The organism is Pseudomonas sp. NPDC096925 (genome assembly GCF_044762545.1).
In the GTDB taxonomy this organism is placed as follows: domain Bacteria; phylum Pseudomonadota; class Gammaproteobacteria; order Pseudomonadales; family Pseudomonadaceae; genus Aquipseudomonas.
Genome location: NZ_JBIWEM010000002.1, coordinates 766,868 through 780,533, shown reverse-complemented (window position 1 = coordinate 780,533; position 13,666 = coordinate 766,868). Strand labels below are relative to the sequence as shown.

At 60.7% G+C, this 13,666-nt stretch carries 15 protein-coding genes, 1 tRNA gene and 1 pseudogene; 10 read left to right on the top strand and 7 right to left on the bottom strand.

The annotated features are described in order from the left end of the window. Nucleotides 1-1,170 precede the first annotated feature (1,170 nt). On the top strand, nt 1,171-3,018 hold the full coding sequence (locus tag ACIQYU_RS09580) for a hypothetical protein (protein WP_402799281.1): 1,848 nt from the start codon (nt 1,171-1,173) through the stop codon (nt 3,016-3,018). A gap of 82 nt (nt 3,019-3,100) precedes the next feature. Here the strand turns inward: ACIQYU_RS09580 and ACIQYU_RS09575 are convergent, their stop codons facing one another. The 3 genes from ACIQYU_RS09575 to ACIQYU_RS09565 form a co-directional block, all read right to left on the bottom strand. Next, complete coding sequence (locus ACIQYU_RS09575; RefSeq protein ID WP_402799279.1) at nt 3,101-3,337, bottom strand: hypothetical protein; 237 nt, start codon at nt 3,335-3,337, stop codon at nt 3,101-3,103. Between the two features lie 327 nt (nt 3,338-3,664). Beyond that, nucleotides 3,665-4,009, bottom strand: a complete 345-nt coding sequence (locus ACIQYU_RS09570) for a hypothetical protein (protein WP_402799276.1) — start codon at nt 4,007-4,009, stop codon at nt 3,665-3,667. Between the two features lie 6 nt (nt 4,010-4,015). Beyond that, nucleotides 4,016-4,174, bottom strand: coding sequence for a hypothetical protein (locus ACIQYU_RS09565; RefSeq protein WP_402799273.1), 159 nt, complete (start codon nt 4,172-4,174; stop codon nt 4,016-4,018). Here ACIQYU_RS09565 and ACIQYU_RS09560 point away from each other — a divergent pair. Together ACIQYU_RS09560 and ACIQYU_RS09555 are read left to right on the top strand one after the other, a co-directional pair. Next, nucleotides 4,167-4,355, top strand: a complete 189-nt coding sequence (locus tag ACIQYU_RS09560) for a hypothetical protein (RefSeq protein ID WP_402799270.1) — start codon at nt 4,167-4,169, stop codon at nt 4,353-4,355. The two genes, ACIQYU_RS09565 and ACIQYU_RS09560, sit on opposite strands and share 8 nt — an antisense overlap. Before the next feature lie 108 nt (nt 4,356-4,463). After that, a pseudogene (locus tag ACIQYU_RS09555) lies at nt 4,464-4,673 on the top strand (integrase); the annotation flags it as partial. A gap of 97 nt (nt 4,674-4,770) precedes the next feature. On the opposite strand, the gene ACIQYU_RS09550 reads toward ACIQYU_RS09555, so the two are convergent. Together ACIQYU_RS09550 and sohB are read right to left on the bottom strand one after the other, a co-directional pair. Beyond that, nucleotides 4,771-4,844 (bottom strand) — tRNA-Cys (locus ACIQYU_RS09550). Nucleotides 4,845-4,998: 154 nt separating this feature from the next. After that, entirely contained in the window at nt 4,999-6,018 is a 1,020-nt protein-coding gene (sohB, locus tag ACIQYU_RS09545; protein ID WP_402799267.1) for a protease SohB, read from the bottom strand. 197 nt (nt 6,019-6,215) lie between these two features. Here sohB and ACIQYU_RS09540 point away from each other — a divergent pair, with 197 nt between their 5' ends. The 4 genes from ACIQYU_RS09540 (at nt 6,216) to ACIQYU_RS09525 (ending at nt 9,384) form a co-directional block, all read left to right on the top strand. Next, the gene (locus ACIQYU_RS09540; RefSeq protein WP_063912561.1) at nt 6,216-6,926 is read left to right on the top strand and encodes a histidine phosphatase family protein; all 711 of its coding nucleotides are present in this window, start codon (nt 6,216-6,218) and stop codon (nt 6,924-6,926) included. Nucleotides 6,927-6,982: 56 nt separating this feature from the next. After that, the gene (locus ACIQYU_RS09535; protein WP_046614879.1) at nt 6,983-7,300 is read left to right on the top strand and encodes an SCP2 sterol-binding domain-containing protein; all 318 of its coding nucleotides are present in this window, start codon (nt 6,983-6,985) and stop codon (nt 7,298-7,300) included. 212 nt (nt 7,301-7,512) lie between these two features. Then, a complete protein-coding gene (locus tag ACIQYU_RS09530; RefSeq protein WP_233686875.1) occupies nt 7,513-8,580 on the top strand; it encodes a phosphotransferase family protein in 1,068 nt (355 codons plus the stop codon). A 36-nt stretch (nt 8,581-8,616) separates the two neighbouring features. Beyond that, on the top strand, nt 8,617-9,384 hold the full coding sequence (locus ACIQYU_RS09525) for an SDR family oxidoreductase (protein WP_402799260.1): 768 nt from the start codon (nt 8,617-8,619) through the stop codon (nt 9,382-9,384). Here the strand turns inward: ACIQYU_RS09525 and ACIQYU_RS09520 are convergent, their stop codons facing one another. Together ACIQYU_RS09520 and ACIQYU_RS09515 are read right to left on the bottom strand one after the other, a co-directional pair. Then, the gene (locus ACIQYU_RS09520; protein WP_207831223.1) at nt 9,385-10,206 is read right to left on the bottom strand and encodes a bifunctional 2-polyprenyl-6-hydroxyphenol methylase/3-demethylubiquinol 3-O-methyltransferase UbiG; all 822 of its coding nucleotides are present in this window, start codon (nt 10,204-10,206) and stop codon (nt 9,385-9,387) included. Nucleotides 10,207-10,392: 186 nt separating this feature from the next. Continuing rightward, complete coding sequence (locus ACIQYU_RS09515; RefSeq protein WP_207831221.1) at nt 10,393-10,743, bottom strand: hypothetical protein; 351 nt, start codon at nt 10,741-10,743, stop codon at nt 10,393-10,395. 206 nt (nt 10,744-10,949) lie between these two features. Between ACIQYU_RS09515 and ACIQYU_RS09510 the strand changes: the two genes are divergently transcribed. From ACIQYU_RS09510 to ACIQYU_RS09500, 3 genes are all read left to right on the top strand, one after another. Continuing rightward, a complete protein-coding gene (locus tag ACIQYU_RS09510) occupies nt 10,950-11,141 on the top strand; it encodes a hypothetical protein (protein WP_003257401.1) in 192 nt (63 codons plus the stop codon). A 73-nt stretch (nt 11,142-11,214) separates the two neighbouring features. Beyond that, nucleotides 11,215-11,598 (top strand): glycine zipper domain-containing protein, encoded by a 384-nt coding sequence (locus tag ACIQYU_RS09505; RefSeq protein ID WP_025339704.1) that lies wholly within the window; start codon nt 11,215-11,217, stop codon nt 11,596-11,598. Between the two features lie 138 nt (nt 11,599-11,736). Next, nucleotides 11,737-13,566 carry an SLC13 family permease gene (locus tag ACIQYU_RS09500; protein ID WP_207831219.1) on the top strand — a complete coding sequence of 610 codons (1,830 nt, stop codon included), beginning with the start codon at nt 11,737-11,739 and terminating at the stop codon, nt 13,564-13,566. Nucleotides 13,567-13,666: the final 100 nt, after the last annotated feature.

Sequence of the window (13,666 nt, the reverse complement as noted above, 5' to 3'; positions counted from 1 at the left end):
AAAGGAAACGAAGGGGAACGTGGCCACTCGATCTCCATACAGCAAATGCTTACGCACCTTCGCAATCCCACTACTGGCAGCCGCTGGTCTCATAGGCTGCGTAAGAGCGCCGTTACTTCCGTATGTCTCCAGTGAACCTCCCGTTGCCTCCCTTCCTCTGGCTGCAGCTGGAATAGCAGACGGCCGAAGCGTCTTCGCACGTAACTTCGCGGCGGAACTAGTCGCGTCGACACCATCTGATACGCCGGACGTTGCGAAGTGGACTCACTGGCCAACAACAACAACAACAACAACAACAACAACACCCTCCGCCCATTCGTCGCCATCACTAAGAGGCGTGTCGGTGCTGGTGGTCCCCGGTATCTTTGGCGACTGCGTGGGAGACCAATCACTTCCTTTTAGCGATGGAATAGCCAGGACTGCAGCTACAAATCTTAAGGAAGGTTACGCCTACTTAGCTAACTCGGGCCTCCAACGCGTCAGAGCAATTAATGTTCGAGGTCGAGTATCTTCGACGGCGAACGGCGCAGTCATTGCTGAAGCTATTCGCCAAGAGTCAAAAGTCCCCACCGTATCGCGCATCATCGTGGTTGGCTACTCAAAAGGAGTTCCAGACACCATGTACGCACTAGAGCAGCTAAAAACCAACGGACTACCCCAGCAACCCTTATCGTTCGTTTCTTTGTCCGGCGTGGTAATGGGCACTCCCGTTGCCGATACTAACGAAGAGCTCTATAAGCGGCTCGCGACTCGATTCGAAGCACTGCAATGCACACCTTCAGATGGCCATGAGGTAACAAGCCTCACAAGGCGTGAGCGTCGTCGCTGGCTGGCAAGCCACCCACAGTTTCCAGGCATAAGCCTGTACACGGTTGTGGCACACACAGATGCCAAATCCATCTCCCCAGGCCTCCGCCCTTTCTACCGAAGACTGGCAAATGCCGATCTACGCAACGATGGCCAAGTTCTCGCATCTGATGCGGTCCTCCCCAAATCTACTCTCCTGGCAGAAGTGGAGTCGGACCACTGGACCTACGTATTGCCCCTGCGAGATCACCCCAACTGGCTAGTGCGTACCGCGGCGGCCGACCGCCCATTCCCGCGCAAGGAGTTCTTCCGCGCATTGATACGCACAGTAGTTGAGCTGGATATAACGAGAGAGGGAGCAAAATGAACGCTAGGGCCTATGCATGGTTGTCCCCCGCTGTTTTTGCAGTGGGAGCAATGGTTGGCTGCGCCAGCAGTCCCGAGAACGTCGGGCCACATTCTGGTAGCGGCTGGACCTCTGAAGGAAAAACACCGCTGACTCAGCCAATTGCATTCATCGCAGACACACAAATACACGAGAGCCGAGGTGTGGCTAGCCGCTACTTTAATCGCTCTGGAGATGAGTTTGTCCCTGTGACGCTACGTACCGGCCAGCAAGTCATCGGCGAAGCGGACGTACTGCTCTATGCGATGGAGCGTGCCAAGTCGTATCCGCTGGTCATTCACGCAGGAGATGCTCTAGATGTGTCTTGCGCCACTGAATGGGATCTTTTCACAGCAACCATGGACGCCTCTGGGCACTCCGGCCCAGGACCGGAAAGCTGGCTGCTAGCACCAGGAAACCATGACGGGTTCCTGACTGGAAACATGTATCCAAAGGCCGATCGGTTCGGCCGGCTTTATGTGACGTCGTACTGGAGCAATCTCTGCAATGCTGGACGAGTTCAGGTAGATCAGAGAAACCGCTACAGCCACATGCCAAAGGAAAAAATTGTTGAGCGTTACGCGGCGATGCTTGCGAAGCATAAGCATCCGCCCATAGGCCAGCCTGATTGCAATGCCAATGGCTCGCTGTGCTGGGTTAGCCGAATTCGTAAAGACGATCTACAGTGGACCTCTTACATCGTGCAGCGTGTTCGTTTGCCCTCCGTTGAAGGCCAAGAAACACCAATTTATGCACTGCTGATAGACAGCTCAGATTTCGCTCGCAGGCCTTACCTGAACCCTTCCAGCGTCGCTGGGTTGCACGCAGGTGTATCCGCCGACCAGTTGCGCTCACTGAAAAGATTGGTTGCGGACCTGCCCTCTACAGCCCGTTATTTCTTCGTGGCTCACCACCCATTTGGTGTCTGGGGTGGCGACGAATGGGACGCGACCACTAGGGCTCTATGGGTAGAACTAAACAATGACTCACGCTCAATGAAGTTCTTGGTGAGCGCACACACGCATGAAGGGGCACTATTTCGCCACAGCGGAGATCTTGGTTCGCTAACGGAGTTGAATACCGGTAGCCTCAGTGATGCGCCCATTTATCTACGCAACTTGTGGTTCGAGGAGGACTCACAAGGCAGAATCGGCTTCCGTTCGCTTGCGTTCCCATTGCTTGCCAATCAAGCCTATCCAAACTGCCCCGGTGCCACACTTTCGTCGGCACAATCAAATCTAGACTACAGCGTTCGAGGGCAAGATACGGAGAGTGACCGTGCAAATGGATCGCCCATGCCAATCCGCTATACAAAAGCATTTCTAAGTGCGGTGGGGCACTTCTTCAGATTCTGGTCAGGCAAGCACGACGAACTACGTCCTCAATTGCTTGCTTACGCCGATGTTGCCGAACGCGCCATTCCTAATGGTCAACTGTTCACGTACTACCCGTTTGGGGAGCTTAATGGCAAGGGAGTCGCGGAAAAGCCAAGGCAATTGCAAGGTGGCACAGGTGTTGCTGAAGAGCTACGCATGAACGCCAACTGCAAAACGGGACAGGGGTATTGCTCTGTTCAAGCCAAAGGTAACCTCCTTTTAGCATTGGAAAGGTACTTCTGGTTCGATCCCTCTACCCCAAAGACCGTCAAAACTGAGGCTCATCAATTGAGACTCTGCCTAGCGCTCGCTGCCAGTGCGGAATCGCCTTATCCAGATAGTGCAGAGAAGCAAAGAGTCGACGAACTTACCCAAGCAATCAGCTCTGAATGGGCAAGCCAGCTATCTGCGCCCACGTCTCCCGTGGCCACCGTTGGAGGTAGGGATTAGTCATCATTACCCCAAAACGTCGAGTAAAGGCTGGAAAGTGCTACTCGGTGGAATGTTCCTTGCTGCGATCCTTCGAGGCGGCTCAAGCTGCCTCTTCATTCTCAATCAGCGCCCATAGCCTAGCCATGGCGGCGTCGTAGTCGATACCCAAGGCTTCAGCCCGGCGCCGTGCCTGGTTTCCGTTGCGCAGGGCGCCCTCGCAGAAGTCATACTCCGGGCGCTCTGGTGGATAAGCATCAGCCAACATCGCCTGATCGAGAGCAGCCCGCAGGTTCTCGTTGTAGTTCTCGCCGATCACGCGCTCATGCGGCTTGTCCATCCAGCGGCCAACGATTTCAATGGCGCTGGTGTAATCGCCAGTGTCCGCGAGAGCGCTGCTGGAGTTACGGATGTCCCAGCCATTGGCCTCAAGGGAATCGATGCGGTCTTTATCTTTTCGGAGCGCCGCGTTCTCAGCCTTGAGCTTGTCGATCTCCGCCTGAAGGCCCCAGACCTTCGCTTGAAGGTCACCACGGTGCGCGGTTTCGCTTACGAGACGCTCACTCGTGACGACAAGCGCTGCCGACGTTCGCCCGGCGCCGTTGCATACCGTGCAGTGGCCGAGACGCCCAAACGAATCAAGGCCGTGATAGGTGACGTGGATTTCCTATCCAGAACCGCTACATGCCGGGCAGTAATAGCCCAGAGCAGCCTTCGCGGCATCCCAGCCATTCCAGGCCGAACCGACGTCAAGGATCGCATCCCAAACGATGGCCTGCGTCGGATATGGCATCATCCAGCCACTTGTTGAATTCTGGGTCGTTCCACTGCTGGCGATCTTGCTCACGGCTTGGAGGCAGCGGACATCAAGGATCGCATCGCTTCTGTCGAAGAGGTGTTGATCGGGCCTGAGTGGGAAGAGTTTGAAGCTGAAGCCGCTCGCGAGAAGGATAAAGTCCTGATTGCCTTGCGTGCCGGCCTGGTCAAGCGCGAGAAGTACGACGCCGAGCAAGCCGAGTTAGCCAGGCTGCGCCGCGAAGCTGAAGAGCGCGCCGAGCAGGACCGGATTCGAGCGGCACAAGAGGCCGCTGTCGAGGCCGAGTGCCAGCGCATGGCCCAGCAGCAGCAAGCAGAACGCGAAGCGGCAGCCCGCCGTGAGCAGGAACTGCTTGACCACCCTGACAGACGAGCAACTGGCCGGCGCGCGCAAGTGCGCCGCGTTCATGCGCAAATATCTTCCACAGCACTTCACTGAGCACGCCGATGTGGTGATGGTCGGCGACTACGTGATGATCGAACATCACGCTTCGGATGCTCAAGCCCCACGAACTGAAGCGGGCTTAAGGCTTCCGGGCTGACTACATCATCGACCGCGGGCTCTTCCTCAATGAGGAAACAGGCTGTATTGGAAAGAAATTTCAGGCGCTAACCAGGTGAAGCTGCTAGGCAACAGCGTCTGCAAAGACGAAGCCCGAGCGCTAAAGGCCGAGGTTGAGAAGAAGCCGGACCTGGCCAATCGAATAGCCCAGTTCCAGTTCCGGGACATCCGGCCGAAGGCGGCGTCGGAGATCAACGACCTGAGCGAAGCCAGCGTCCTGTTGGGACACTGGAAAGAGGGGATCACCGAACGCGTTTACCGCCGCGTCGGCGCCATCGCCAAGCCCTCGAAAGGCTGAAGTTTCGGAACTCCATGCCTTTAGTTTCGGAACTCTTGGCTTTTTTGACCCGCAAAGAAAAACCCCGCAGACGTTAATCTGCGGGGCTTTCGAATGGTGGAGGCCGAGGTCGGAATCGAACCGGCGTAGACGGATTTGCAATCCGGAGCATAACCACTTTGCTACTCGGCCTCAAAGGTCGGATCTAGCAGCTTGCGCTTCGCTATCTCCTTGAAACGCTGAACCTTTTTCAAAGTTTGCTGCGTTTCGATGGGCGCCATTATGTCTTCATTCCTTTAACCTTGCAACCCCCTGAACGAAAAAAAATTTCAACGGGTTCAAGGTGTTAGCGCAGGCGGCCGAGTTTACTCCACAAGCCCACCACGGTGTTCTCCACCGTGCCACTGGCAGCCATGCCGATTCGCTCCTGCAGGCTCTTGCGTTCGGCGTAGTGCAGGTGGAACAGGTTGGCGTTGCGCGCGCGCTCGCTGAGGTACTCGTCACTGGTCTGCAGCTCGTCCACCAGCTTGCGGTTGAGTGCCGCGACGCCCAGCCAGACTTCGCCAGTGGCCACTTCGTCGATGTGCAGCTGTGGACGATAGCGGGCAACGAAGTCCTTGAACAGCTTGTGGGTGATGTCCAGGTCTTCCTGGAACTTCTCCCGGCCCTTCTCGGTGTTCTCGCCGAACACCGTCAGGGTGCGCTTGTATTCACCGGCGGTCAGCACTTCGAAATCGATGTCGTGCTTCTTCAACAGGCGGTTGACGTTGGGCAACTGCGCCACCACGCCGATGGAACCCAGCACGGCGAACGGCGCGCTGACGATCTTCTCGCCGATGCAGGCCATCATGTAACCGCCGCTGGCAGCCACCTTGTCGATACACACGGTCAACGGGATGCCGGCCTGGCGAATGCGCGCCAGTTGCGATGCGGCCAGGCCGTAGCTGTGCACCAGGCCGCCACCGCTTTCAAGGCGCAGCACCACTTCGTCACGCGGGGTGGCGAGGGTCAGCAGCGCGGTGATTTCGTTGCGCAGGCTTTCGGTGGCAGAGGCTTTGATGTCGCCATCGAAGTCCAGCACGAAGACCCGGTCCTTTTCCTCGGCCTTGCCCTTCTTCTGCTGTTTTTCCGCCTTGGCCTGCTGCTTGCGCAAGGCCTTGAGCTGGGCCTTGTCGAGCAGGCCGGACTCCAGGCGCTCGCGCAGGTCCTTGTAGAACTCGTTCAGGCGGGTGACCTGCAATTGCCCACCCGATTTGCGCCGCCCCTTGCCGCGCAGCCCGGCGATAGCCGACAGCACTATCAGGATGGCGATGACCAGGGTGGCGGTTTTGGCGAGAAAGCTTGCGTATTCGGCAAGAAACTCCACGTTGACTCCTTAAATACCTGCGCCACGACGGCGCGTAACTGTTGCAAGCATACCGTTGCGCCTGAGGTGCTGCCAGCCGCTGTAAACGCCGGCAACACCTTTCAAACAACCTTTTCAAACGCTTGTATGTTTTTTCGTTGACAGCCCGTGTGCCGCATCCTAACCTCGCAGCAACCTCCAACAGGCCGGAACCTTTCGTGGGCAACCTCTACCTGATCCGACATGGCCAAGCCTCCTTCGGCGCCGATGACTACGATGTCCTCTCGCCCGTGGGCGAGCGCCAGAGCCAGGCCCTGGGTGAGCACCTGGCCCAGCTCGGGGTACGGTTGGACCGCTGCGTGGCAGGCGACCTGCGCCGCCAGCAGGATACCGCGCGCCTGGCCCTGGCAGCACTGCATGCCAACGGCAGCCCGGTGCCGGCTGTCGAGACCGATGCTGCGTTCAATGAGTTCGATGCCGATGGCGTGATCCGCGCCCTGTTGCCCGGGCTGCTGCCGCAAGAGCCCGACGCCCTGCACATCCTGCGCAATGGCGCGCAGCACCGCAGCGAGTTCCAGCGCCTGTTCGCACTGATGGTGCAGCGCTGGCACGATGGCGAACATGCCGACGATGGCCTGGAGACCTGGCAGGCCTTCACCGCCCGCGTGCAAGGCGGCCTGCAACGCGTACTCGACGCCGCCGGTAGCGGTGACAATATTGCCATCTTCACCTCGGGCGGCACCATTGCCGCCCTGCTCCACCTGGTTACCCGTATTACCCCCAGCCAGGCGTTCGCGCTGAACTGGCAGATCATCAACACGTCGCTCAGCCAGCTGAAGTTCCGCGGCCGCGACGTGGCACTGGCTTCCTTCAACAGCCAGGCCCATGTGCAGCTGTTGAGGGCGCCGGAGCTTGTCACCTATCGATGAGCCCGGCTTGTTGTGTCCCTGCGGGGACGTGTAAATCACTCTATAAGGAATGCGCCATGACCTCCGTAGCTGATGCCGTTAAAAAGATGCAAGAGAAGTTCAACCCATCCGCTGCCGCCGGCCTGGACCTGGTGTTCGGCTTCAACATCACCGACGAAGGCAAGCACTACGCACTGATCGTCAAGGACGGCACCTGCGACCTGCAGGAAGGCGAAAACCCGGATGCCAACTGCACCCTGGTAATGGACAGCGAAACCCTGAAGGGTATCGTCAGCGGCGAAACCGACGGCATGCAGGCGTTCATGGGCGGCAAGCTGCGCGTTGAAGGCGACATGATGCTGTCGATGAAGCTCAGCGAGCTGTTCCCGTCCTGAGGGTCGGGGGTACCGGATGATCGAAAAACCGAAGCCTGACCGGCTTCGGTTTTTTTTTGCCCGCCTGTTCGGGCCCTATCGCCAGTCGCTTCATCAAGGCAGTTGATCGGGCAGCAACACCCTCGCCTATATGGCACCTGGCACGCTTGTCCCACACCCAGCTGACCATTAGATTAGCCAATAGTCCTTGCGATCGAGAATAAGGAAAACGCATGACGCTCACCGACCAGTCCACCCAGGTACGCCCCGGCGAAGAACTCGACGCGGCGGTCATCGACCCTTACCTCAAGGCCAACATCCCCGGCCTGGATGGCCTGCCGAGCATCAGCCAGTTCCCTGGCGGCGCCTCCAACCTTACCTACCTGGTCAGCTATCCGGGCCGCGACTTCGTACTACGCCGCCCACCGTTCGGGCAGAAGGCCAAATCGGCCCACGACATGGGCCGCGAGTTTCGCATCCTCAACCAGCTGAACAGCGGCTTCCCCTACTGCCCCAAGGCCTATGTGCACTGCACCGACACCAGCCTGATCGGCGGCGAGTTCTACGTGATGGAGCGGGTCAAGGGCATCATCCTGCGCTCGGACATCCCGGCCGAACTGGACCTCGACGCCAACCGCACCGAGGCCCTGTGCAAGAGCTTCATCGACCGCCTGGTGGAACTGCACCAGGTGGACTACAACGCCTGCGGCCTGGCCGACCTGGGCAAGCCGGAAGGCTATGTGCAGCGCCAGATCGAGGGCTGGACCAGTCGCTATGAAAAGGCCCTGACCCCGGACGCCCCGCGCTGGGAACAGGTAACCGCCTGGCTGCACGAGAAAATGCCCGCCGACCACACGCGGCCCGGCATCGTGCACAACGACTACCGTTTCGACAACGTGATCCTCGATGCCGACAACCCCATGCGCATCATCGGTGTGCTGGACTGGGAAATGGCCACCCTCGGCGACCCGCTGATGGACCTGGGCAACAGCCTGGCCTACTGGATCCAGGCCGACGACCCGGCGCCAGTGCAGTTGATGCGCCGCCAGCCGAGCAACGCCCCGGGCATGCTCAGCCGCCGCCAGTTCGTCGATTACTACGCCGAGCGCGCTGGCATCCGCCTGGACAACTTTGATTACTACTATTGTTATGGCCTGTTCCGCCTGGCCGGCATCGTCCAGCAGATCTACTACCGCTATTACCACGGCCAGACCCAGGACAAGCGCTTTGCCCAGTTCATCCACATGAACCGCCTGCTGGAGCAGATGACCTTGCAGGTCATCGCCAAGTCCAGCCTCTGAGCCCCGACTTCGACGACGGATAACAAGGAAAACAGCATGTCCAAGACCCACCTGTTCGACCTCGACGGCAAGATTGCCTTCGTTTCCGGCGCCAGCCGTGGCATCGGCGAGGCCATCGCCCACCTGTTGGCCCAGCAAGGTGCCCATGTGATCGTGTCCAGCCGCAAGCTCGACGGTTGCCAGCAGGTGGCCGACGCCATCATCGCCGCCGGCGGCAAGGCAACGGCGGTAGCCTGCCACATCGGTGAACTGGAGCAGATCCAGCAGGTGTTCGCCGGCATCCGCGAGCAATTCGGGCGGCTGGACATCCTGGTCAACAACGCCGCCACCAACCCGCAGTTCTGCAACGTGCTGGATACCGACCCGGGTGCTTTCCAGAAGACCGTGGACGTGAACATCCGTGGCTACTTCTTCATGTCGGTAGAGGCCGGCAAGCTGATGCGTGAGCAGGGTGGCGGCAGCATCATCAACGTGGCGTCGATCAACGGGGTGTCGCCGGGCCTGTTCCAGGGCATCTATTCGGTGACCAAGGCGGCGGTCATCAACATGACCAAGGTCTTCGCCAAGGAATGCGCGCCGTTCGGGATCCGCTGCAACGCCCTGCTGCCGGGCCTGACCGATACCAAGTTCGCCTCGGCACTGGTAAAGAACGACGCCATCCTCAACGCCGCGCTGCAGCATATCCCGCTCAAGCGCGTGGCCGACCCCAAGGAAATGGCCGGCGCCGTGTTGTACCTGGCCAGCGATGCCTCCAGCTACACCACCGGTACCACGCTCAATGTCGACGGCGGCTACCTGTCCTGATCAGGCTTTTACTGCCACCAGGGTGTAACTCAGGGGGAGGCGCGCGGGCTGCTCGCGCAGGCGATATTCACCGTCGTCGCCCTTGACCATCTGCCCCGGCAGCGCCTCCCAGGGGATGCTCTGGTGCTCGACCAGGGCGGTCAGCTGCAGGCCGTGGGCCAGCAAGGCACTGATCACCTCGCCCAGGCCGTGGTTCCACTCGTGGGTTTCGGTGTGAGACAGGCGCTGCTCGGTTTCGACGTAGGTTTGGTCGTTGTGCCACACCGTCGGCTCTTCGTGCTCGAAATACGGGTACTCGAGTTGCAGGCGGTCCTGGTGGTCTTCGTTGACCGCCATCAGCATCGGGTGCCCGTCGCGCAGAAACAGCCGCCCACCTGGTTTCAGCAGGGCCGCGACAGTACGCGCCCACGGCTCGATGCGGGGCAGCCAGCAGAGCGCGCCGATCCCGGTGTAGACCAGGTCGAACGTGCCAGCCGGCAGCACCTTGTCGGCGGCATAGACATCGGCCTCGACATACGCGATGGGTGCCGCACAGCGCTCGGCCAGCACCCGCGCCTCGGCCAGCGACGCCGTGGAATAGTCCAGGCCACAGACCTTGGCGCCAAGGCGCGCCAGCGAGAGGGTGTCGGTGCCGATGTGGCACTGCAGGTGAACGGCGTTGAGCCCGTCGATATTGCCAAGCAATGGCAGGTCGAAGCGTACGGTTTCGGAAAGGTGTTCGGGTTGCCGGATGAGCCGTTCGACTTCGTAGTCGTTGGAAGCAGCGTGCAGCGGAGCACGTTCATCCCAGCTGGCGCGGTTGAGTTGCAATGAGCGGTCCATGGTGTCTTCCTTGATTCGTGGGGGCTTATGCTAGCCCCCACCAATCTCCCTGCGACAGGACTGCATTGCTAAAAATTGTAAAGCTCGCGCCCCCCCTGTGGGAGCGGGTTTACCCGCGAATGCGGTGTTGAATGTACCGACGCATTCGCGGGTGAACCCGCTCCCACAGGGGAATGTGTTTTGACGTTACAGGCAGGTCGCCGCCGCCGCCCGGCGCTGCAGGGCCACGCCGTCGTTCTTCTGCGCGTAGTAATCCACCCGCGCCCCACCCGCCTGCGGGTACACATCCACGAACGCCTCGGCCTCACGGGTATACACCGTGAACCCACCCTGCTTGCGTGGTTCCAGGTAGCCACTGGCATCGTCGCCGAACACCTTCTCTTCCTGCCAGCTGAACTGGATGCACTGGGCCACCAGCGCCGGCGCCTTGTGCGAGTCGAGTTGCGCAGTCGGCTTGCCGCCGCGGGCCGTTTCCATGGTTGCAGAAGCACAACCGACCAGCATCAGCGCCGCGGCCATCGGCAGAATCGCACGCATGTTCCATCCTCAGGGTAAAAAAGAACGCGACTCTAGCACTGGCAAGCCACGCGAGTGAATTGCCGCGCACAGGGGGCAGTCGCAGACAAGGCATGCCGCTCATCGCTGGCCCGACAAATTTTTTGCCTGACAGCGAAACCAAATGGATCCTTCCCAGTCTCAGAAGGTGTGCCGTAAACCTTTGCGGATCAAGGACCTATATCGTGATGACCCGTCTTGCAAGCCTTTCGCTGATTGCCGTTGTCCTGCTGACCGCAGGGTGCCATAGCCATCGCTACCATGACGACGACGATGGCTGGCGTGACCGTGATCGTGACCATCGCCACCACCATCGGCATGACCGCGACGACGATGATGATGACTATCGTCGGTACCGTGGTGACCGCTACTACCGCTGAAGCGTCTTTTCAACCCTGAGCCGCCGCCCGTTGCGCGGCACCTTAACCTGATGATTCCTTTGAGGTTCGTATCATGCGTCTGACTCTGCCTTCCCTTGCCCTCGGCCTGCTGCTGTGCCAGGGCGCTTTCGCCGGTGACGGTACCGCCGCCATTGGCGGTGGCCTGGGTGGTGTTCTGGGTAACGTTGTCGGTCAACAGATCGGCGGCAAAACGGGGGCGGCCATCGGTGCCGGCCTCGGCGGCGCAGCCGGCAGTGCGGTAGGTGCACGCAAGGGCAACCGTACCGAAGCCGCCATCGGCGGTGGCCTGGGCTCGGCCGGCGGCTCGCTGCTGGGCGGTGCGGTGGGCGGCAAGACCGGCTCCACCGTAGGTGCCGGCCTGGGTGGCGCGGCTGGTGGTGCCATCGGCAACCACCTGGGCGACAACAACGGCAAGCACCGTCGTCACCGTCACTGATCCCGGTGACCAAGGGGCCGCAATGCGGCCCCTTTTGTTTTGCAAACCCTGCAGTACATCAACACCCCCTTCACCACGTTCCGGCACACTGGCTGCTACTGTCTATCCTGCCCCCGTGTGAAGGAACACCCCCTCCTCATGAACCAAGAGCTACTCTGGGTCCTCGGCCTGCTGGCCATCGTCATCGTCCTGTTCGTCATCAATCGCCCACGCATGGACGTGGTCGCGCTACTGGTGATCCTCGCCCTGCCGCTGTCGGGCATCCTCACCGTGGAACAGGCGCTGGCCGGCTTCAGTGACCCCAACGTGGTACTGATCGCCGCCCTGTTCGTGGTCGGTGAAGGCCTGGTGCGCACCGGCATTGCCTACCGCATCGGCGAGTGGATGAGCGAGCGGGCCGGCAACAGCGAGGCCCGCCTGCTGGTGTTGCTGATGGTGGCCGTGGCGGGGCTGGGTTCGATGATGAGCTCCACCGGTGTGGTGGCCATTTTCATTCCGGTGGTGCTGAGCATCGCCGCGCGCCTACAGATTTCGCCCAGCCGCCTGATGATGCCACTGGCTTTCGCCGGCCTGATCAGCGGCATGCTAAGCCTGGTGGCCACACCACCCAACGTGGTGGTGCACAGCGAACTGGTGCGCCATGGCGAAGCGGGCTTCAGCTTCTTCAGCTTCACCCCGTTTGGCCTGGTGGTGCTGGTGCTGGGCATCGGCTACATGCTGCTGACCCGGCACTGGTTGAACGGCGAAGTGCGCAAGGACGGCCGCGTGGAAAGCCGCCGCACCCTGCTGGACCTGGTGCTGGACTACAAGCTCAATGGCCGTGAGCGGCGCCTGCGCATCCGCCCCCACTCCCCGCTGATCGGCCACACCCTGGGCGAGCTGGAGCTACGCACCCGCCATGGCGCCAACGTGATCGGCATCGAACGCCAGCACAAGTTCACCACGCGGGTGATCGCCGCCGACTCCAGCACCGTGCTGCACCAGGGCGACGTGCTGCTGCTCGACCTGTTCGCCAACCACGACGACCTGCGCAGCCTGTGTCAAACCATGCAGCTGGAGCCTCTGCACTTCAAGGCCGCCTACTTCATCGACCAGTCCCAGGAGCTGGGCATGGCCGAGGTCTCGCTGCCACCTGGCTCGAAACTGATCGGCAAGAGCATCCTCGAACTGGCCTTCCGCACTCGCTTCGACCTCAACGTGGTCGGCTTGCGCCGCGAGCAGGCAGCGATCGAAGAACAACTGGTGGAAGAAAAGCTGCGCCTGGGCGACACCCTGCTGGTAGTCGGCCCATGGAAAGCCGTGCGCCAGTTGCAAAGCAAGCCCAAGGACTTCCTGGTTCTGAGCCTGCCCGCAGAAATCGACCTGGTCGCGCCCGCCCGCACCCGCGCACCACAGGCGTTGCTGAGCCTGGCGGTGATGGTCGGGCTGATGGTCAGCGGCGCGGTACCCAACGTCATTGCCGCACTGATCGGTTGCCTGCTGATGGGCGCCGGCCGCTGCATCGACATGAACAGCGCCTACCGGGCCATCCACTGGCAAAGCCTGGTGCTGATCGTCGGCATGCTGCCCTTTGCCCAGGCACTGCAGAAAACCGGCGGTATCGACCTGGCGGTGGGTGGCCTGGTCAGCGTGCTGGGCGGTGCCGGCCCAAGTGCCATTCTTGCCTGCCTGTTCGCGGTCACGGCAGTAATCGGCCTGTTCATCTCCAACACGGCCACCGCGGTACTGATGGCACCCGTGGCCGTCAGCACCGCCGCGCAGCTGGGCATGTCGCCCTACCCGTTCGCCATGACCGTGGCGCTGGCCGCCTCGGCGGCGTTCATGACGCCGGTGTCATCGCCGGTCAACACGCTGGTACTGGGCCCGGGGCAGTACCGCTTCGCCGACTTCGTCAAGGTCGGCGTGCCGTTTACCGTGCTGGTGATGCTGGTGACAGTGTTGATGGTGCCGTGGTTCTTCGGGCTGTGAGGTGATCGGCAGCGGATGGAGGCAATTTGGCATTATCTCGACCAATCGCGGCAGATTGACATCAAGTCCTCTGACGAAACAAACTTGTGCGCAATTGCCC

Bases quoted from the DNA above. Each gene is read 5' to 3' on its own strand.
- ACIQYU_RS09580 (WP_402799281.1), top strand. From the start codon at position 1,171: ATGAACGCTAGGGCCTATGCATGGTTGTCCCCCGCTGTTTTTGCAGTG.
- ACIQYU_RS09525 (WP_402799260.1), top strand. From the start codon at position 8,617: ATGTCCAAGACCCACCTGTTCGACCTCGACGGCAAGATTGCCTTCGTT.
- ACIQYU_RS09575 (WP_402799279.1), bottom strand. From the start codon at position 3,337: ATGGACAAGCCGCATGAGCGCGTGATCGGCGAGAACTACAACGAGAAC.
- ACIQYU_RS09520 (WP_207831223.1), bottom strand. From the start codon at position 10,206: ATGGACCGCTCATTGCAACTCAACCGCGCCAGCTGGGATGAACGTGCT.
- ACIQYU_RS09505 (WP_025339704.1), top strand. From the start codon at position 11,215: ATGCGTCTGACTCTGCCTTCCCTTGCCCTCGGCCTGCTGCTGTGCCAG.
- ACIQYU_RS09510 (WP_003257401.1), top strand. From the start codon at position 10,950: ATGACCCGTCTTGCAAGCCTTTCGCTGATTGCCGTTGTCCTGCTGACC.
- ACIQYU_RS09535 (WP_046614879.1), top strand. From the start codon at position 6,983: ATGACCTCCGTAGCTGATGCCGTTAAAAAGATGCAAGAGAAGTTCAAC.
- ACIQYU_RS09530 (WP_233686875.1), top strand. From the start codon at position 7,513: ATGACGCTCACCGACCAGTCCACCCAGGTACGCCCCGGCGAAGAACTC.
- ACIQYU_RS09515 (WP_207831221.1), bottom strand. From the start codon at position 10,743: ATGCGTGCGATTCTGCCGATGGCCGCGGCGCTGATGCTGGTCGGTTGT.
- ACIQYU_RS09500 (WP_207831219.1), top strand. From the start codon at position 11,737: ATGAACCAAGAGCTACTCTGGGTCCTCGGCCTGCTGGCCATCGTCATC.